The 19,193-nt window shown below is 71.6% G+C and carries 19 protein-coding genes; 17 read left to right on the top strand and 2 right to left on the bottom strand.

From position 1 onward, the window contains the following. From prmC to E3N83_RS08460, 15 genes are all read left to right on the top strand, one after another. A complete protein-coding gene (prmC, locus tag E3N83_RS08530; RefSeq protein WP_151082868.1) occupies positions 1-882 on the top strand; it encodes a peptide chain release factor N(5)-glutamine methyltransferase in 882 nt (293 codons plus the stop codon). A gap of 49 nt (positions 883-931) precedes the next feature. After that, the gene (locus tag E3N83_RS08525) at positions 932-1,609 is read left to right on the top strand and encodes an L-threonylcarbamoyladenylate synthase (RefSeq protein WP_151082867.1); all 678 of its coding nucleotides are present in this window, start codon (positions 932-934) and stop codon (positions 1,607-1,609) included. Beyond that, the gene (locus tag E3N83_RS08520) at positions 1,609-2,760 is read left to right on the top strand and encodes an MraY family glycosyltransferase (RefSeq protein ID WP_151082866.1); all 1,152 of its coding nucleotides are present in this window, start codon (positions 1,609-1,611) and stop codon (positions 2,758-2,760) included. The genes E3N83_RS08525 and E3N83_RS08520 overlap by 1 nt, the downstream gene beginning before the upstream one ends. A gap of 301 nt (positions 2,761-3,061) precedes the next feature. Further along, positions 3,062-3,277: an AtpZ/AtpI family protein gene (locus tag E3N83_RS08515; RefSeq protein ID WP_151082865.1), complete on the top strand. Its 216-nt coding sequence runs from the start codon at positions 3,062-3,064 to the stop codon at positions 3,275-3,277. Between the two features lie 9 nt (positions 3,278-3,286). Then, entirely contained in the window at positions 3,287-3,742 is a 456-nt protein-coding gene (locus E3N83_RS08510) for an ATP synthase subunit I (RefSeq protein WP_151082864.1), read from the top strand. Next, positions 3,739-4,581 (top strand): F0F1 ATP synthase subunit A, encoded by an 843-nt coding sequence (atpB, locus tag E3N83_RS08505; protein ID WP_202879359.1) that lies wholly within the window; start codon positions 3,739-3,741, stop codon positions 4,579-4,581. The genes E3N83_RS08510 and atpB overlap by 4 nt, the downstream gene beginning before the upstream one ends. A 71-nt stretch (positions 4,582-4,652) precedes the next feature. Next, the gene (locus E3N83_RS08500; RefSeq protein ID WP_420371842.1) at positions 4,653-4,913 is read left to right on the top strand and encodes a F0F1 ATP synthase subunit C; all 261 of its coding nucleotides are present in this window, start codon (positions 4,653-4,655) and stop codon (positions 4,911-4,913) included. Between the two features lie 43 nt (positions 4,914-4,956). Beyond that, positions 4,957-5,487, top strand: coding sequence for a F0F1 ATP synthase subunit B (locus tag E3N83_RS08495; protein WP_151082863.1), 531 nt, complete (start codon positions 4,957-4,959; stop codon positions 5,485-5,487). Then, positions 5,487-6,296, top strand: coding sequence for a F0F1 ATP synthase subunit delta (locus E3N83_RS08490; protein ID WP_151082862.1), 810 nt, complete (start codon positions 5,487-5,489; stop codon positions 6,294-6,296). The genes E3N83_RS08495 and E3N83_RS08490 overlap by 1 nt, the downstream gene beginning before the upstream one ends. Before the next feature lie 60 nt (positions 6,297-6,356). Then, positions 6,357-8,000 carry a F0F1 ATP synthase subunit alpha gene (gene atpA, locus E3N83_RS08485; RefSeq protein WP_151082861.1) on the top strand — a complete coding sequence of 548 codons (1,644 nt, stop codon included), beginning with the start codon at positions 6,357-6,359 and terminating at the stop codon, positions 7,998-8,000. Positions 8,001-8,003: 3 nt separating this feature from the next. Next, entirely contained in the window at positions 8,004-8,918 is a 915-nt protein-coding gene (locus E3N83_RS08480; RefSeq protein WP_151082860.1) for a F0F1 ATP synthase subunit gamma, read from the top strand. Positions 8,919-8,977: 59 nt separating this feature from the next. Beyond that, complete coding sequence (gene atpD, locus E3N83_RS08475) at positions 8,978-10,432, top strand: F0F1 ATP synthase subunit beta (RefSeq protein ID WP_151082859.1); 1,455 nt, start codon at positions 8,978-8,980, stop codon at positions 10,430-10,432. 37 nt (positions 10,433-10,469) lie between these two features. Continuing rightward, positions 10,470-10,802, top strand: a complete 333-nt coding sequence (locus tag E3N83_RS08470; RefSeq protein ID WP_151082858.1) for a F0F1 ATP synthase subunit epsilon — start codon at positions 10,470-10,472, stop codon at positions 10,800-10,802. Between the two features lie 39 nt (positions 10,803-10,841). Beyond that, positions 10,842-11,279 (top strand): DUF2550 domain-containing protein, encoded by a 438-nt coding sequence (locus E3N83_RS08465; protein WP_151082857.1) that lies wholly within the window; start codon positions 10,842-10,844, stop codon positions 11,277-11,279. A gap of 35 nt (positions 11,280-11,314) precedes the next feature. Beyond that, on the top strand, positions 11,315-12,442 hold the full coding sequence (locus E3N83_RS08460) for an MFS transporter (protein WP_337692374.1): 1,128 nt from the start codon (positions 11,315-11,317) through the stop codon (positions 12,440-12,442). A 40-nt stretch (positions 12,443-12,482) separates the two neighbouring features. On the opposite strand, the gene E3N83_RS08455 is transcribed toward E3N83_RS08460, so the two are convergent. Further along, the gene (locus E3N83_RS08455) at positions 12,483-13,886 is read right to left on the bottom strand and encodes an FAD-binding oxidoreductase (RefSeq protein ID WP_151082855.1); all 1,404 of its coding nucleotides are present in this window, start codon (positions 13,884-13,886) and stop codon (positions 12,483-12,485) included. 122 nt (positions 13,887-14,008) lie between these two features. Here E3N83_RS08455 and E3N83_RS08450 point away from each other — a divergent pair, with 122 nt between their 5' ends. After that, on the top strand, positions 14,009-17,341 hold the full coding sequence (locus E3N83_RS08450; protein WP_191908019.1) for an ATP-binding protein: 3,333 nt from the start codon (positions 14,009-14,011) through the stop codon (positions 17,339-17,341). Positions 17,342-17,360: 19 nt separating this feature from the next. After that, entirely contained in the window at positions 17,361-18,749 is a 1,389-nt protein-coding gene (locus E3N83_RS08445; RefSeq protein WP_151082853.1) for an NAD(P)/FAD-dependent oxidoreductase, read from the top strand. A 7-nt stretch (positions 18,750-18,756) separates the two neighbouring features. On the opposite strand, the gene E3N83_RS08440 is transcribed toward E3N83_RS08445, so the two are convergent. Beyond that, complete coding sequence (locus E3N83_RS08440) at positions 18,757-19,173, bottom strand: ribonuclease H family protein (protein ID WP_238343129.1); 417 nt, start codon at positions 19,171-19,173, stop codon at positions 18,757-18,759. Positions 19,174-19,193: the final 20 nt, after the last annotated feature.

Below are 19,193 nucleotides of genomic sequence, written 5' to 3'. Positions count from 1 at the left end.
ATGTCCGAGAGCCCAGCCGACCGGCCGGCCCGGCGCCGCCTCGTCGACGACGCCACGGCGCGGCTCGCCGCCGCTGGGATCGAGTCGCCCGGCCCCGACGCCCGCCTGCTGCTCGCCCACGTGCTCGGCGTCGAGCTGTCCCGGCTCCCGCTCGTCGACGACGTACCGCCGCCGCTCGCCCGGGAGTACGACGCGCTGGTGGCGCGCCGCGCCCGACGCGAGCCCCTCCAGCACCTGACTGGCACCGCCTGGTTCCGCCACGTGGAGCTGGCCGTCGGGCCCGGTGTGTTCGTGCCACGTCCCGAGACCGAGCTGCTGGCCGGTTGGGCGATCGAGCAGGCGTCCGCGCTCGACGCGCCGGTCGTGGTCGACCTCGGGACCGGCTCCGGTGCGATCGCGCGGGCGGTCGCCGACGAGGTCCCGCACGCCCGCGTGCACGCCGTGGAGCTGGACCCCGCGGCCCACGCGTGGGCTGCGCGCAACCTGGCCGGCACCGGGGTCGACCTGCGCCAGGGTGATCTCGGCGAGGCCTTCGACGACCTGGCCGGCAGCGTCGACGTCGTGGTCAGCAACCCGCCGTACATCCCGCACGAGGCGTGGGAGTCGGTCGCCGCCGAGGTCCGCGACCACGACCCCGACCTCGCGCTCTACGCGACCGGCGACGGTCTCGACGTGATCCGGGTGGTCGAGCGGCGAGCCGCACTGCTCCTGCGGGCCGGGGGAGTGGTGGGCATCGAGCACGCCGACGTCCAGGGCGAGACCGCGCCCGCCGTCCTCACCGGTAGCGGACGCTGGGAGCAGGTGCGCGACCATCGAGACCTCGCCGGACGGGCCCGGTTCGTCACCGCGCGCGCCGTACCGTGTGGCCCACCCGGTTCCTGAACCCGGTTAGATTGCGTCCCAACTGCGAGCAGATCCGAGAGGCACGCCCGTGAGCACGACCTACCCGACCGCCACCGACGACGAGCGCGAGACCGCGATCGAGGCGGCAGCGCGCGCGGTGCAGCAGGGCGGCCTGGTGATCCTCCCGACCGACACGGTGTACGGCGTCGGGGCGGACGCCTTCGACCATGCCGCCGTCCAGTCGCTGCTCGACGCGAAGGGTCGCGGCCGGGAGATGCCTCCGCCGGTGCTGGTCAGCGCGGTGACCACGCTGGAGGCGCTGGCCTCCGGGGTGCCGGCGTACGTCGAGGCGCTGACCGAGGAGTTCTGGCCCGGCCCGCTCACCCTGGTCTGCACCCAGCAGCCGTCGCTGACGTGGGACCTCGGGGAGACCCGTGGCACCGTGGCGGTCCGGATGCCCGACCACGAGGTCGCCCTGGCCCTGCTCGAGCGGACCGGCCCGCTGGCGGTGAGCTCGGCCAACCTGACCGGACAGCCCGCCGCGACCGATGCGGCTGCTGCCGAGACCATGCTCGGCGACCGGGTCGACGTGGTCCTCGACGGCGGCACGTCGCCCCAGGGCGAGGCCTCCACGATCCTCGACGTCAGGGGGGCGGTCCCCCGGGTGCTGCGGCTGGGTGCCCTGTCGGTCGAGGCGATCAACGCCGTCCTCGAGCCGCTGGGGGCGGCCATCCCCGATGCCGAGACCCCCGCCGAGGCGGAGTAGTGCGGGAGTACCTCCTGGTCTTCCTGGTCGCCGCCGCGGCGACCTACCTGCTCACGGTCATCGCCCGCGAGATCGCCCTGCGCACCGGCGCGGTGGCCCGGGTCCGCGACCGCGACGTGCACGCGGAGCCGGTGCCCTACCTCGGCGGGCTGGCGATGCTCGGCGGGCTGGTCGCGGCCTACCTCGTGGCCCACCAGCTGCCGTTCCTCTCGCGCAGCCAGCCGTTCGTCTTCCACGACGCCCGGATCGTGCTTATCGCCGGCGCGATGATCTGTGCGATCGGCACCCTCGACGACCTCTTCGAGCTGGACGCGCTGACCAAGCTCGGTGGCCAGGTGCTGGCCGCGGGCTTCCTGATCCTGAACGGGATCCAGTACATCCTCTTCCCGCTGCCCGGCGGCGGTCAGCTCTCCCTGCAGTCCGCGCAGGGCGCGCTGCTCACCGCCTTCATCGTGGTCGCCACCGTGAACGCCGTGAACATGGTCGACGGTCTGGACGGCCTGGCCACCGGGGTGGTCGGCATCGGGGCGGTGGCCTTCTTCGCGTTCTGCTACCAGCTGACCAGCCTGAACAACGCCTCCCTGGCCTCCACCGGAGCGCTCCTGAGCGCCATGCTGGGCGGGGCCTGCGCGGGCTTCCTGCCGCATAACGTCAACCCCGCTCGTCTGTTCATGGGCGACAGCGGTTCGATGCTGATCGGGCTGGTGCTGTCGGCGAGCGCGATCACGCTGACCGGTCAGTACTCCGGCGCCGACCTGAGCCACGGCGCCATGGGCTCCCCGGCGAGCCTGGCGCCGACCTTCCTGCCGCTGGCCCTGCCGATCACCCTGCTCGTCGTCCCGATCGCCGACCTCGTGCTGGCGGTGATCCGGCGTACCCGCGCCGGCCGCTCGCCGTTCGCCCCCGACAAGCAGCATCTCCACCACCGGCTCCTCGAGATCGGGCACTCCCAGCGCCGGGCCGTGTTCATCATGTGGATGTGGGCGGCGCTGGTCGCCGGCAGCACGGTCGTGATCAGCCTCTACACCGGCCCGGTGATGTGGAGCGGCATCGCCGCGGCGGCTGTCCTGACGATCGGGCTCACGTTCGTGCTGCCGGTGGTCCACCGGCCCCATCTGCCGGTCCACGACCCGGCCCACGACCAGGCCTGAGTGCCGTGCGTCGTGCCCGGTACGACGGGGCCGTTTGGCCGAGCAAGAGCCGCTTGTGCTAGTTTTCACAAGCACGATCGAGACCCTCTGACGCCACCCACGCCACCACAGAAACGGCCGCCGCGACCATGACGACCGAACGCCCGGAGACCCGTTCCCGGGGTGTGGTGTGCGGCCTTCCCAGCGAATTCGCGGGCCTCTCGCGCTGTGATAGTTTCGCGCAGTCGCCGGTGCCCCGTGGAGCGCGCGCCGACGTTGCCGTGCAAGCCAACCCCGACACCTGTGAGAGCGACCTGAGTGGATGGCCGATGGACAGCCGGACCGGAGTCTCCGGGGTCGCGACCTCGCAGGCCTCGGCGGGATGCTCGCGGGTGCGGTCGTCGTCGGCCTCGTCCTCGGCCTGCTGGCCGACCACGCTGCCGGCACCTCACCGGTCTGGACGCTGGTCGGCATCTTCGCCGGCATCCTGGCGGCTTCGGTCGGCTTCTGGATCCGGGTCCGGAGCGTCCTCAAGTGAGCGTGTCGCATGACCGGGACCCCGATCGTGGCTGACCACGAGACCACCTCGCCCGCGGCCCCGGCCGACCTCGGCACCGCGTCGTTCGGGCGGGTCCTGCGCGACCAGCGCAAGACGATCATCGTCGCCGTCGTCCTCTCCGTCGCGGCCTACTGGGTGCTCGGCCAGCTCGACGAGTGGCGGCTGGCCGGCTGCATCGCCGGCGGGGTCGCGCTCGGTCTGGCCAACCACCTGACCACCGAGTACTGGCTGCTGAAGATCATCACCTCCGGTCAGGAGCCCACCCGCAACAAGCTGGCGGTCTCGACCCTGGTGCGCCTGCTGGTGCTCTCGGTGATCGCGGTCGGCATCGCGGTGTGGTTCTGGCCCGACGGCATCGGCCTGCTCTTCGGCCTCGCGATCTTCCGCCTGATCGCCCTCGTGATGACGACCGTGCCTTTGTTGAAGGAGCTGAAGAACCCGTGAGCGTCCTCCCGTTCGCCACCGACATCCCGATCGGCGTGCACGTCGAGCGCCACTTCCTCGGCATGACGTTCAACATGGACACGATCTGGACCACCGCGATCGCCGGGGCGATCGTGCTGGCCCTGGGCTTCTGGGCCCGGCGCCAGCTCACCCGCGACGTCGAGAACCACGTGCCGAGCAAGCTCCAGATCATGTGGGAGGCGGTGATCGACCAGGTCCAGACCCAGGTCGAGGACAACCTCGGCCACGCCAACCGCAACGTCGTGATGCTCGCCGTCGCCGAGTTCTTCTTCATCCTGGTCGCCAACTGGCTCGAGATGATCCCCAGCGAGCCGAACAAGGACTTCCACTTCCTGCCGGCTCCCACCTCCGACACCAATCTCACCTACGCGATGGCGGTGATGGTGATGATCGGGGTCTGGACCTTCGGGATCCGCCAGAAGGGGCTCAAGGGCTACCTCAGCCACTTCGTCACCCCGCACTGGGCGATGCTCCCGCTGAACATCATCGAGGAGATCACCAAGCCGATCTCCCTGGCGCTGCGGCTCTTCGGCAACATCTTCGCCGGCGGCATCCTGCTCGCCCTGATCGCCTCGATGACCGCCTGGACGGTCGGCGCCATCCCGGTCGGTGGCTTCCTGACGATCGTCTTCGCGATCCTGTGGAAGCTGTTCGACATGGCGATCGGCGCGATCCAGGCCTTCATCTTCGCGCTCCTGACCGTCCTCTACTTCGGGATGGCGGGCGCCGGGCACGACGAGCACGCCGAGGAGCCCGCGGCCGACGACACCACGGCCGACCAGACCACCACCGAAGCAGAACCCGAGTTCGCGGCCTGAGCGACCCCGCTCGACCGCACCAGAGGTACACCCATTGCGCCGGATCCCCGGCGCGGAACCAAGGAGAGACAGTGGCAGCAACCACCATGGAATCCGCCGTCAAGACGGCCGGCGCGTTCGTCGGCGGTGGCCTGGCCCTCGCGGGTGGCGCGATCGGTGCCGGCATCGGTGACGGCCTGGCCGGTTCGTCGTACATCCAGGGCGTGGCCCGGCAGCCCGAGGCACAGGGTCGCCTGCAGACGATCTTCTTCCTGACGGTCGCACTGGTTGAAGGTATGTACTTCATCAACCTGGCCTTCATGGCGCTGTTCGTCTTCGTCCTCGGCAAGTGACCCGAGGGCGACGACGCAACCAGCAGGAAGACAGGACTGACAGATGAGCATTCTTGCCACGACGGTGATGCCGTTGTCGAGCAACTTCCTCGTGCCCAACGGCACCTTCCTGGTCGAGCTGCTCGCGTTCGCGATCCTGGTCTACATCTTCGGGAAGTACCTCATCCCCCCGATCAACCGGGCGATGACGGCACGCCAGGAGGCGATCCGTACCCAGTTCGCCGAGCTCGACGAGGCCAAGGCCGACGCTCGCAAGGCCGAGGCGGACTACAAGGAGCAGCTCAACGACGCCAAGCACGAGGCCGCGCGCATCCGCGAGGAGGCACGCGAGCAGGGCGCCCAGATCGTGCAGGAGGCCCGGGAGAAGGCGCAGACGGAGGCCGACCGGATCATCGAGCACGCGCACACCCAGATCGAGGCCGACCGCAAGGCGGCGTTCACCTCGTTGCGCAGCGACGTCGGGAGCCTGGCCACCACCCTGGCCGGGCGCATCGTGGGCGAGTCCCTCGATGACGACGAGCGTCAGGGCCGTGTGGTCGAGCGCTTCCTCGCCGACCTGGAAAGCGCGGGCTGATGGATCTGCGCGGAGCCTCGGCCGAGGCCCTGACCGACCTCACCGGGCGGCTGGACGACGCGATCGGTGGGGTGCGCCAGGCGGCGGACCTCGCCGACGAGCTGTTCACCGTCAGCCGGCTGTTCCGGACCGAGGCTGCCCTGCGTCGCTTCGCCACGGACGCCTCGCTGCCGGCGGAGGCCAAGCAGGGCATGGTCCAGCAGGTCTTCAAGGACCGCCTCGACGAGCGCACCCTCGACCTCCTGACCGAGGCCGCAGGCCGTCGGTGGACGCTCTCGCGCGACCTGCCCGACGTGCTCGAGCGGCTCAGCGAGATCGCCGTGGTCCGCTCGGCGGGCGCCAAGGCGGGCCAGGTGTCCGACGAGGTGTTCCAGCTGGCCCGGATCATCGACGGTGACCCGGCGCTGCGCGACGCCCTGTCCGACCCGGGCCGGTCGGTGGACGACAAGGCCGCGCTGCTCGACTCGCTGCTCGGCGACGTCGCGCTGCCGGCCACGGTGACGCTCGCCAAGCAGGCGCTCTCGGGCACCTACCGCACGATGACCGCCGCGCTGGCGACCTATCGCGTGGTGGCCGCGGAGTCCCAGGGCGAGGCCGTGGCCACGGTCCGCGTCGCCCGGGCGTTGTCGGCTGCCGACCAGCGGCGGCTCGGCGAGATCCTCAACCAGCAGTACGACACCACGGTGCGCCTCAACGTCATCATCGACCCGGACGTCATCGGCGGCATCCGCGTCGAGATCGGCGACCAGGTCATCGACGGCACCATCTCTGGCCGCCTGGACGACGCCCGTCGTCGCCTGGCCGGCTGAGTCGCGACCCGTTCGACCACCACACGATTTTCGCAAGCAGACACAGAGAGTAGGGATGAGATGACGGAGCTCACGATCCGTCCGGAGGAGATCCGCGACGCGCTGACGAAGTACGTCGAGGACTTCAAGCCCGAGGCTGCCAGCAAGGAGGAGGTCGGCACGGTTGCCCAGTGCGCCGACGGCATCGCCCGCGTGGCCGGTCTCCCCTCGGCCATGGCCAACGAGCTGCTGGAGTTCGAGGACGGCACCCTCGGCATCGCCCTGAACCTCGACACCCGCGAGATCGGCGTCGTCGTCCTCGGTGACTACGACAAGATCGAGGAGGGCCAGACGGTCCGCCGTACCGGCGAGATCCTCTCGGTCCCGGTCGGCGACGCGTTCATGGGCCGGGTCATCGACCCCCTCGGCACCCCCATCGACGGTCTGGGCGAGATCGAGTCCGACGAGCGTCGCGCCCTGGAGCTCCAGGCTCCCGGCGTGATGCTGCGCCAGTCGGTGAGCGAGCCGCTGGCCACCGGCATCAAGGCGATCGACGCGCTGACCCCGATCGGTCGCGGCCAGCGCCAGCTGATCATCGGTGACCGCTCGACCGGCAAGACCACGATCGCGATCGACACGATCATCAACCAGAAGCAGAACTGGGAGACCGGCGACCCCGACCAGCAGGTCCGCTGCATCTACGTCGCGATCGGCCAGAAGGGCTCGACCATCGCCGCCGTCCGCGGTGCCCTGGAAGAGGCCGGTGCGCTGGAGTACACCACCATCGTGGCGTCCCCGGCCTCCGACAGCGCCGGGTTCAAGTACCTCGCCCCCTACACCGGGTCGGCCATCGGTCAGCACTGGATGTACGACGGCAAGCACGTCCTGATCGTGTTCGACGACCTCACCAAGCAGGCCGAGGCCTACCGTGCGGTGTCGCTGCTGCTGCGCCGTCCGCCCGGTCGCGAGGCCTACCCCGGTGACGTGTTCTACCTGCACAGCCGCCTCCTCGAGCGCTGCGCCAAGCTCTCCGACGCGATGGGCGCCGGCTCGATGACCGGACTGCCGATCATCGAGACCAAGGCCAACGACGTCTCGGCCTACATCCCGACCAACGTCATCTCGATCACCGACGGTCAGATCTTCCTGCAGTCCGACCTGTTCGCGGCCAACCAGCGCCCGGCCATCGACGTCGGGGTCTCGGTCTCGCGCGTGGGCGGTGCCGCCATGACCAAGGCGATGAAGTCGGTCACCGGTTCGCTCAAGGTCGACCTCGCGCAGTTCCGCGCGATGGAGGCGTTCGCGATGTTCGCCTCCGACCTCGACGCCGCCTCGCGTCAGCAGCTCGACCGTGGCCAGCGCCTGATGGCGCTGCTCAAGCAGCCGCAGTACTCGCCGTACCCCCTGGCGCAGATGACCGCGTCGCTGTGGCTCGGCACCTCCGGCAAGCTCGACAAGGTGCCGACCGACGACGTGCTGCGCTTCGAGCAGGAGTTCCTCGACTTCCTGAAGCGCTCGCACGAAGGCGTGCTCGACACGATCACGGAGTCGAAGAAGTTCGAGGAGGGCACGGAGAAGGACCTCGAGTCCGCCTACGACGAGTTCCTCGACCAGTTCGAGACCTCCGAGGGCCACTCGATCAAGGTCGGCACCGAGGCCAAGGTCGACCCGGTCGAGGACGACGAGCTCGAGCAGGAGCAGATCGTCAAGCAGAAGAAGGGCTGACACATGGCCGTATCGCTGCGTGAGTACCGCGCCCGGATCAAGTCGGTCGAGTCGACCAAGAAGATCACCCGCGCCATGGAGCTCATCGCTGCGTCCCGGATCATCAAGGCGCAGCAGCGGGCTCAGCAGGCCGCGCCGTACGCCCGCGAGCTGACCCGGGCGGTCCAGGCCCTGGTGACCTACTCCAACGTCGACCACCCGCTGACCACCGAGCCGGAGAACCCGCGCCGGGCTGCCGTGCTGATCGTGACCAGCGACCGCGGTCTGGCCGGCGCCTACTCCTCGAGCGTGCTCAAGGAGTCCGAGCGGCTGGCCGAGCGACTGCGGGAGGAGGGCAAGGAGGTCGTCACCTACATCTCCGGACGCAAGGGTGAGGCCTACTACCGGTTCCGCGGCCGCCCCGTGGCGCAGACCTGGACCGGGTTCTCCGACCAGCCGCGCTACGAGAACGCCCGGGAGATCGGTGAGTCCCTGATCGAGGCGTTCACCCTCGACGAGGGCGACGCCGACAAGGTCGACGAGGTCCACCTCGTCTACACGCAGTTCCGATCGATGCTGGTGCAGGAGCCGCACTCGGTGCGGATGCTGCCCATGGAGATCGTCGAGAGCGACGAGGCGCCGGCCAAGGACGAGGTGCTCCCGCTCTACGAGTTCGAGCCGTCGGCCCAGGAGGTGCTCAACGCGCTGCTGCCGAAGTACGTGCAGAGCCGGATCTTCTTCGCCCTGCTCCAGGCCTCGGCCTCAGAGCTCGCGGCCCGCCAGCGGGCGATGAAGTCCGCGACCGACAACGCCGAAGAGCTGATCAAGAAGTACACCCGCATCGCCAACCAGGCTCGGCAGGCGGGCATCACCCAGGAAATCAGCGAGATCGTCGGTGGCGTGAACGCGCTCGCCGACGCGAACGCCGCCAGCGACTGACCTCGCACGATCGACCAGACCAGAGACGCTGAACACCGAACCAGAGTGAGTTGAGAGACATGACTGCCACGGCTGAAGAGACCACCGAGAGCACCCAGAGCACGGGTGGCCGGATCGCCCGCGTGATCGGGCCGGTCGTCGACATCGAGTTCCCCGTGGACTCGATGCCCGAGATGTACAACCTGCTCGAGACTCAGTTGACCATCCTCGGTGAGACCCGGACGCTCTCGCTCGAGGTGGCCCAGCACATCGGTGACGGCATGGTCCGCGCGATCTCGCTCCAGCCCACCGACGGACTGGTCCGCGGTGCGCAGGTCAGCGACACCGGCGGCCCGATCACGGTGCCGGTCGGGGACGCCACCCTCGGACACGTCTTCAACACCCTCGGCGAGTGCCTCAACCTCGAGGAGGGTGAGAAGCTCGAGGTCAAGGAGCGCTGGGGGATCCACCGCAAGGCCCCTGCCTTCGACCAGCTGGAGTCGAAGACCCAGATGTTCGAGACCGGGATCAAGGTCATCGACCTGCTTACGCCGTACGTCCAGGGCGGCAAGATCGGCCTGTTCGGCGGTGCCGGCGTGGGCAAGACGGTGCTGATCCAGGAGATGATCGCCCGGGTCGCGCGCGACCACGGCGGTGTGTCGGTGTTCGCCGGAGTCGGCGAGCGCACCCGTGAGGGCAACGACCTGATCGTGGAGATGGAGGAGGCCGGCGTCATCGGCCAGACCGCCCTCGTGTTCGGCCAGATGGACGAGCCGCCCGGCACCCGGCTGCGGGTCGCCCTGTCGGCGCTGACCATGGCGGAGTACTTCCGCGACGTGCAGAGCCAGGACGTGCTGCTCTTCATCGACAACATCTTCCGGTTCACCCAGGCCGGGTCCGAGGTCTCGACCCTGCTCGGGCGGATGCCGTCCGCGGTGGGCTACCAGCCCAACCTGGCCGACGAGATGGGCACGCTCCAGGAGCGGATCACCTCGACCCGCGGTCACTCGATCACCTCGCTCCAGGCGATCTACGTGCCGGCCGACGACTACACCGACCCGGCGCCCGCGACCACCTTCGCCCACCTGGACGCGACCACGGAGCTGTCGCGTGAGATCGCCTCGCTCGGCATCTACCCCGCCGTGGACCCGCTGACCTCGACGTCGCGGATCCTGGACGCCCAGTACATCGGCAAGGACCACTACGACTGCGCGATCCGGATCAAGCAGATCCTCCAGCGCAACAAGGAGCTCCAGGACATCATCGCGATCCTCGGCGTCGACGAGCTGTCGGAGGAGGACAAGATCATCGTGTCCCGGGCCCGCCGGATCCAGCGGTTCCTGTCTCAGAACACCTACGTGGCCAAGCAGTTCACGGGCCTCGAGGGCTCGACGGTTCCGGTCACCGAGACCGTCGAGGCGTTCAACAAGATCGCCGACGGCGAGTACGACCACGTCGCCGAGCAGGCCTTCTTCATGTGCGGCGGTCTGGACGACGTCGAGAAGAAGTGGGACGAGATCCAAAAGAGCCTGTGACCGACGAGCTGATCGAGCGAAGGAGCGAGGTGCGCTGATGGCCAAGACGATGCAGGTCTCTCTCGTCGCCGCCGACCGCGAGGTGTGGTCCGGCGAGGCGACGGTCGTCAACGCGCGCACCCTCGCCGGCGAGATCGGGATCATGGCCGACCACCAGCCGGTGATGTCGGTGCTCGCGGCCGGCCAGGTCGACGTCCGCACGGTGGACGACGGTCACTGGGTGGCGGCCGTCGACGGCGGCTTCATCTCGGTGGCCGACAACCACGTACGGTTGCTGTGCGAGTACGCCGAGCTGTCCCACGAGAGCAACTTCGACGAGGCCAAGCGGCTCATGGACGAGCGCAAGGCGGCGCTGGAAGGCGACGCCTGACCGCGCGCCGTACCGGCTCTGACCGCGACGGGGGAGTGCATGCCGATCTGGGAGTGGCTGCTGGAGTCAGCCGCCGGCGTGCTCGTGCTCGTCCTGCTGCTCGGCATCGCCCTGATCGTGCGGCGTCGCTGGCTCACGCGGAACGGCGGCACCTTCGAGGTCAGCTTCCGCGCCCGGTCCTCCGAGTCGGGCGGTGGTTGGCTGCTCGGCGTCGGCCGGTACGCCGGTGACACCCTGGAGTGGTTCCGGATCTTCTCGCTGTCGCCACGTCCCAAGCGGATCTGGCAGCGCAGCACCCTGACGTACGTCGACCGCCGTGAGCCCGAGCGGAGCGAGCAGATGTCGCTCTACCCGGGCCACGTGATCATCCGCTGCGAGACCCCGGCGGGTGCGGTGGAGCTGGCGCTCGGGCCGTCCTCCCTGATGGGCTTCCAGTCCTGGCTCGAGGGTGCACCTCCCGGCGCCCAGCACCTGTGACGGATCCGGAGCGCGCCCGGACGGCAGTAGCGGTCGTGTTCGCGATGAACGGCCTCTGCTTCGCCACCATGGCCTCGCGGGTGCCCGACCTCCGCTCCTCGCTGGAGCTGTCCAACGGAGGTCTGGGACTCCTCCTGCTCTCGATCGCCTTCGGCTCGATGATCGGGATGCCCACCAGTGGCCACCTGATCGAGCGCTTCGGTGCCGACGCCGTGGTCCGGCTCGGCGCGGCCATGGTGCTGACCGGACTGACCGTCGCCGGTGTCGGCGCCGCCCTCGGCTCGGTTCCGCTGGCGGCGGTCGGCCTGTGCGTGGACGGCTTCGGCACCGGCATCTGGGACGTCGGGATGAACGTCGAGGGTGCGTTCGTGGAGCGGCTCCTGGGCCGCAGCATCATGCCGCGGTTCCACGCGGGCTGGAGCCTGGGCACCTTCACCGGCGCCGGCCTGGGTGCGATGGCGGCGGCCGTGAACCTGCCGCTGCCGGTGCACTTCGCCCTGGTGCCGGCTGCGGGGGTGAGCGTCGCCGTCCTGCGGTCCAGGTCCTTCCCCTCGGGGTCTCCCGACGAGCCGACGCCGGCGCCGTCGCAGGGGTCGGCCTGGCTGGAGCCGCGGACCCTGGCCGTGGGCCTGATGGTGCTCGGCTTCGCCCTCGCGGAGGGCTCGGCGAACGACTGGCTGGCCCTCGGGCTGGTCGACGGGTACGGCGCTCCGCACTGGGTCGGCGTCCTCGGCTTCGCCCTGTTCGTCGCCAGCATGACCGCCGGCCGGCTCGGCGGGCCGCCGGCGCTCGACCGCTTCGGCCGGACCCGCGTCCTGCTGGCATCGTCGCTGGCCGCCCTGGTCGGCATCCTGGTCGTGGTCTGGTCCGGGCTGGCGGTGCTCGCGGTCCTCGGGATCGTGCTGTGGGGCTTCGGGGCCGCGCTCGGCTTCCCGGTCGGCATGAGCGCCGGCGCCGACGACCCGCTGCGAGCCGCTCGCCGGGTCAGCGTCATCTCCACCATCGGGTACGGCGCGTTCCTGGGCGGACCGCCGTTGCTCGGGTTCGTGGGTGACCACGTCGGCACGCTCGACTCGCTGCTGGTCGTCGCGGCCGCGATGGTCCCGGCCGCCGTCCTGTCGTTGTCGGTCCGCCGGCCCGGCACCCGGCCGGTCACCGAGTGACCGGCCGGGCGCCTCGGTGTGACGCCGCATGGTGCTCGCCTCAGGCCTGGGCGCGACCGTCCTCGAACAGGCGCGGCACCGGGTGGTTGGCGGCGAACGTGCCGTGCGGGTCGACCGCGGCCCGGATCCCGGCCAGCTGACGCCACACGCCGTCCGGGTAGGCCCTCTCCACCTCGACCGGGGTCTCGGCGAAGTTGAGGTACTTCCGGCCGTTGGTCCACGGCGCGAGCGCCGCGGTGAAGCGCTGCGCGTCGGCGTACCCGTGCTCACCCATCTCCGGGGTGGCGGCGATGGCGCCCCCGAACGCGACGTACTCGCCCTCGAGGTGCGAGAGCACCCCACCGCCCCCGTGCGGACGGGCCAGCGCGCCCCCGAGCTGACGCAGCTCGGCCAGGAGCAACGAGGTGGTGGCGTCCGGGCCCACGGCCTCCAGGAACGCCGACACCCCTGCCTCGGGCAGCGAGCCGAGCATCTCCGAGTCGGACACGAAGGGCGACGGGCCCTCCGGGTCCATGTGCAGCCGCACCAGGGATGATGCGGGCACCCGGCCGAACGTGTCCAGCTCGGGCCGCAGCGAGCGCAGGCCGCGCAGCAGCGACGCACCCTCGTCGTCCGAGCCCAGCACCGCGCCGTCCACGACGACGACCGAGCGGCCCTGGAGGAACGGCGGCAGGTCGGGCATCGGCGGCAGGCGCAGGATGCGGAACGACGTGCTGATCTCGTCCGGCGCGGTCGGGGCCCACTGGCTCCACTCACGCAGCACGGGCTCGGCGTCGGCGACGTCCCACATCAGCATGCCGGCGTACGCCGTCTCGACAGGGTAGCTGCGGAACTCCAGCGCGGTGACCACGCCGAAGCTGCCACCGCCGCCCCGCAGCGCCCAGAACAGGGCGGCGTTCTCCTCGGCGCTGGCCCGCACCAGCGTGCCGTCGCCGATCACGAGCTCGACGGCGGTCAGGCTGTTGGCGGCCAGGCCCAGCTTGCGGGCGTACCAGCCGATCCCGCCCCCGAGCGAGTAGCCGGCGATGCCGACGTCGGGGGAGGAGCCGTGCAGCACGGCCCGGCCGTGCGCCGCGGCCGCGTCGACGGCGGGCTCCCAGATCGTGCCGCCCTCGACCCGGACGATCCCGCGGGCCGGGTCGGAGACCGCGGAGCTCATGGACGACGTGCGGACGACGACCACGTCGTCGAGCCCCCGGGCGGCGAGGGGACCGGCGTTGTGGCCGGTGCTCTGCGGGGCGACGCGGAGACCTGCGGCGGCGGCCGCGCGGACCACCGCGGAGACCTCGTCCGCGTTGCGGGGGACGGCCACGGCGGCCGGGCACTGGTCGATGGCGACGTTCCACGGCATCCGCTGGACGTCGTACGACGCGTCGCCGGGGAAGGAGACCCGGTCGGCGGGGAGGCCGAGTCGCGAGTCGGTGTCGATGAAGTCGATGGACATGGGGTGGTGCTCCTTGTTCGGTGTCGTTGATGTCGGGACGAGGTTGTCCCGGACCTCTTGGAGCCGACTTGGAGCCGACTTGGAGCGTGACCATCGCGTGGGACTTGCCTATGCTGCGCGTCGTGGAGGTGGGGGTCCTCGGTCCGGTCGTCGCCCGGATCGACGCGCGGGCGATCGACCTCGGGACGCCGAAGCAGCGCGCCCTGATCGCCGCGCTGGCGCTGTCGGCCGGCCGGCCGGTCGCTGTCGACGTGATCGTCGACCTGCTGTGGGGGGACGCGCCGCCGGCCGGCGTCGCCGGGACGCTGCAGGCCTACGTCAGCGGCCTGCGGCGGGTCCTGGAGCCGACCCGGCAGCGGCGTGCCCCGGCCACGGTCCTGGTCACAGCCGCGCCTGGCTACGCCCTGCGACTGGCGGCGGGTGCCCTCGACGCGGAGCGCTTCGAGCGGGTCGTCGACGAGCAGCACCGGCGCCTCCGGCTGCTCTCCGGGCACGGCCCGCCGGCCCTGTCGGCGGACGAGCTCCTGGCCGGGGCGAGGGCCCTGGAGGAGGCGCTCGGCCTCTGGCGGGGCACGCCGTACGCCGAGCTGGAGGACGCGCCCCGGGCGGTGGCCGAGCGGACCCGCCTCGAGGAGCTGCGCCTGGTCGCGCGCGAGGACCTCGCGGTCGCCGAGCTCGCGCTCGGCCGGCACGCCACCGTGGCTGCCGACCTGGAGGCGATGACCGCGGAGCACCCCCTCCGCGAGCGGCTCTGGGGCCTGCGCGCCCTGGCCCTGACCCGGGCCGGGCGGCAGGCCGACGCCCTGCAGGTGCTGCGCGAGGTGCGCGACGTCCTCGACGACGAGCTCGGGATCGAGCCCGGTGCGGAGCTGCGAGACCTGCAGACGGCCGTCCTCCGGCAGGACCCGTCGCTGGAGTGGGTGCCGCCCCCGTCCCGACCCGGTACGCCGTTCGTCGCGGCGCGCACGGAGCCGGAGACACCGCCGTCGGCTCCGTCCGGTGCCGACTGGCCGATGCTCGGTCGCGCCGCCGACCTGGCGGCGCTCTGCGAAGCCTGGGACCGGGCCCGGGCGGGCACTCCGGACTACGCCGTGCTCATCGGCGAGCCCGGCATCGGCAAGTCGCGGCTGGCGGCCGAGCTGGTCGCCGAGGCCCGCCGGACCGGTGCCCGGATCTGCGTCGGGCGCTGCTCCCAGGACGACGGCGCACCGCCGCTCTGGCCGTGGGCGAGCGTGCTGGAGGCGCTCGGTGGCCACCTGCCCGAGTCCCGGGAAGAGGTCGACCGTGACGAGTTCGCGGCGTTCGAGCGGATCGCCCGGTTCGTGCGGGACGCCGCGCGCGAGGAGCCGGTGCTGGTGGTGCTCGACGACCTCCACTGGGCCGACACCTGCAGTCTCCGGGTCCTGCGGCTGCTCCTCGAGACGGCCGACACGGGTCGGCTGATGGTGCTCGTCACCTGGCGCGACAGCCCGGAGCCGACCGGGACACTGGCCGACGTCGCCGAGGCGCTGGCTCGTCGGCACGCCGTACGACGCCGCCTGGTCGGGCTCGAGCCCGACGCCGTGGGCGAGGTGTTCGCGACGGTGGCCCACAATCGGCCGACCCCGGACCAGGCGAAGGCGCTGCAGGAGCGCACCGACGGCAACCCCTTCTACGTCGTGGAGTACGCCCGGTTGGCGGGGGAGCGGGCCGACCTGGCGCGGTTGCTCGCCGAGGAGCGTCCGCCCGACGGCGTCCAGGAGGTGCTGGTGCGCAGGTTGGCCCGGCTGCCGGAGTCGACGGTCGGGGCGCTGCGCACCGCTGCGGTGATCGGCCGCCGCTTCGACGCCCCGACCCTGGCCCTGGCCACCGGCATCGACCCGGACGACCTGCTCGACGTGGTGGAGCCCGCCGAGGCGGCCGGCCTGGTACGCGACGTCGGGGTGGACCGCTTCGCCTTCGCCCACGCGTTGGTGCGCGACACCCTGGCCGCCGGCCTCACCACGACCCGGCGGGCGCGGGTCCACAGCCGGGTCGCGGAGGCCCTGGAGGGCCGGCCCGAGCGCGCCACCGAGCGCGCCCTCCACTGGCGCTCGGCCGGGCCGTCGTACGCCGGGCGGGCCTGGCGGGCGGCGGTCGACGCCGCCGAGCTCGCGCGACGGCGCTACGCCCACGAGAAGGCCGCCGAGCTGCTGCGCGGTGCCCTCGACACCATGGCCGACGATCCTGCGGCGACCCCCCGGGACCGCTACGACGTGCTCATGCAGCTGATCGACGCCTACCGCTGGGCGGCGCTCTGGACCGAGCTGACCGGCGCGGTGGCCGAGGCGGTGGCGGTGGGGGAGAGCCTCGGTGACGTCGAGCTGACCGCCCGGGCTGCGGTCGCCACCACCCAGGGGACGCTCTGGCAGTCCGCGGCTCCCGGGCAGGTGCACCACGAGATCGTCGCCGCCCTGCGACGCAGCCTGGACCGGCTGCCGCAGACCGACGACCCCTTGCGCTGCCGGGTGCTGCTGGGCCTGGCCAACGAGCTCTACTACGGCGCGCCGTACGACGAGCGGCGCGCCCTCGTCGACGAGGCGCTGGCCATGGCGCGCCGGCTCGACGACGACGCACTGCTGCTCGACGCCTGCCAGATCGCCTTCTCCTCCCTCTGGCGGGCGGACACCGCCCGGGAGCGGCTCGGGCTGGCTGAGGAGTCGCTGCTGCTGGCCGAGCGGCTCGGCAACGAGCGGGCCCACGTCGTCTCCGCGTGCCTTCGCGCGGTGGCGTTCGGCGAGCTGGGGCGCCCGGCGGAGATGTTCCGAGCCGCCGAGGTCGCCCGCGCCGCTGCCGAGCGCCTACGCATCCCCTACGGGCTCCTGGTGATCGACAATCTGCTGCTTCCCTGGCTGGCGATGGCCGGGAGGTTCGACGACTGCGCCGCCACCTTCGAGCGGATCAAGGCGCTCGACGCGCAGATCTCGCTGGACCAGTCCGAGGCGGCCACGGCCGGCGCGTTCGTCGTGGTCGCGACCTGGCGTGGTGAGGCGGGCGAGGCCGCCGCGATCCTGCAGTCGATGGAAGGTGGGCCGTTCCCGGTCACGGCCACCATCGTCTCCACGCTGTGGCGCGGCGGCCAGGAGGACGCCGCGCGAGCCCACTACGCTGCGCACGACGTCGACCTCTCGCCGGAGGACTGGTTCTCCCTGCTGAACTGGGGGATGGCCGCCGACGTGTCGCTCCACCTGGACGACCCGGTCCTGGCCGACACGGCCTATGCCCGGCTGCTGCCGCACGCCGGCGCCTCCTGCTGCGCGGGCTCGGGCAACCACACCGGGCCGGTGGACCTCTTCCTGGCCCTGGCGGCCGCTGCCAGGGGCGACCAGGGGCTGGCTGCGCGACATGCCGACGACGCCGAGCGGCTGTGTGCCGAGTGGCAGATCCCGCTCGCGGCCCAGTGGCTGCGCGAGCAGCGCGTGCGCTACTCGTTCTGACCGGTGGGAGAGTGTCTCCATGAGCGCCGAGCATCCCTCCCTGCGCGACGCCGCGCCCGCGCCGTACTGGCTGGACCGCCCCGAGCGTCCGGCGCCCCGGGGAGGGCTCGAGGCGCACGCGGCGACCGACCTCTGCATCGTCGGCGGTGGGTACTCCGGCCTCTGGACCGCCATCCTGGCCAAGGAGCGCGACCCCTCGCGAGATGTGGTGCTGCTCGAGGGCAACCGGATCGGCTGGGCCGCGTCGGGACGCAACGGCGGCTTCTGCTCGGCCTCCCTGACCCACGGTCGCGCCAACGGCGCCGAGCGTTTCCCCGACGAGATCGACCGGCTCGAACAGCTCGGGCACGACAACCTCGACGCGATCGAGGCCACGCTGGGCCGCTACGGCGTCGACTGCGACTTCGAGCGGCCGGGCGCGATCACCCTCGCCACCGAGCCGCACCAGGTCGAGTGGCTGCACGAGCTCGCCGCAGCGTCGCCCGGCAGCCGGTTCCTCGACCGGGACGCGGTCCGCGCCGAGGTGGCCTCGCCCACCTACCTCGCGGGCGTCCACGAGCCCCACGACACTGCCCTGGTCGACCCCGCGAAGCTGGCGTGGGGCCTGGCCGCTGCCGCCGTCTCCCTCGGTGTCCGGATCCACGAGCAGACCGCGGTCGCCGGGGTCTCGCGCAGTGGCGCCGGCATCGACGTGCGCACCGCCGCCGGCCACGTGGTGCGAGCGCGGCACGTGGCCCTGGGCACGAACGCGTTCCCCTCGCCGGTCCGCCGGCTGCGCCTCTACACGGTCCCGGTCTACGACTACGCGCTGATGACCGAGCCGCTGAGCGCCGAGCAGCTGGCGTCGGTGGGCTGGGCCGGGCGGCAGGGCCTCGACGACATGACCAACCAGTTCCACTACTACCGGCTCACCTCCGACAACCGGATCCTGTGGGGCGGCTACGACGCGGTCTACCACTTCGGCCGTCACGTGCGGCCGTCGTACGACCAGCGCCCGGCGACCTTCGAGCTCCTGGCCCGACAGTTCTTCGAGACCTTCCCCCAGCTCGAGGGACTGGGCTTCTCCCACCGCTGGGGCGGAGCGATCGACACCTGCACCCGCTTCTGTGCCTTCTTCGGTACGGCGTACGGCGGTCGTGCGGCCTACGCGCTGGGTTACACCGGCCTCGGGGTCGGCGCCACGAGGTTCGGCGCCGAGGTGATGCTCGACCTCCTGGACGGTGCCGACACCGAGCGCACCCGCCTCGACCTGGTGCGCTCCAAGCCCCTGCCCTTCCCGCCGGAGCCCGCTGCCTGGCTCGGCATCGAGGCGACCCGGCGCTCGCTCGCGTCCGCCGACCGGCACCAGGGCCGGCGCAACCTCTGGCTGCGCAGCCTCGACCGGCTGGGCCTCGGCTTCGACTCCTGACCGGTGCTCAGCCGGCGTCGCGGCTCGCCGCCACGGCGAGGCCGTCGACGAAGTCGTTCATGGCGTGCCCCGAGTGACCCTTCACCCAGGCGAAGGCGATGTCGCCGCGCTCCGCGACCACGCGGACGAGCGGCTCCCAGAGGTCCTGGTTGGCGACCGGCTTCTTCGCCGAGGTGAGCCAGCCCCGGTCGAGCCAGCCCTCCCACCAGCGGTCGCGGAAGCAGTTCACGACGTAGGTCGAGTCGCTGACCACGAGCACCGGACCGTCGAGCGCGCGCACGGCCTCGAGTGCGGCCCGGACCTCCATCCGCTGGTTGGTGCTCGGGTGCTCCGCACCGGAGGCGTACGTCGTCGGGTCGACCGCCCAGGCCCAGCCGCCGGGGCCGGGGTTGCCCGAGCACGCGCCGTCGGTGTACACCGACACGGCGCCGACCGGAACGGGCA

The sequence above is a fragment of the Nocardioides cynanchi genome, from assembly GCF_008761635.1.
In the GTDB taxonomy this organism is placed as follows: Bacteria; Actinomycetota; Actinomycetes; order Propionibacteriales; family Nocardioidaceae; genus Nocardioides; species Nocardioides cynanchi.
This window is presented reverse-complemented; position numbering and strand designations above follow the sequence as displayed.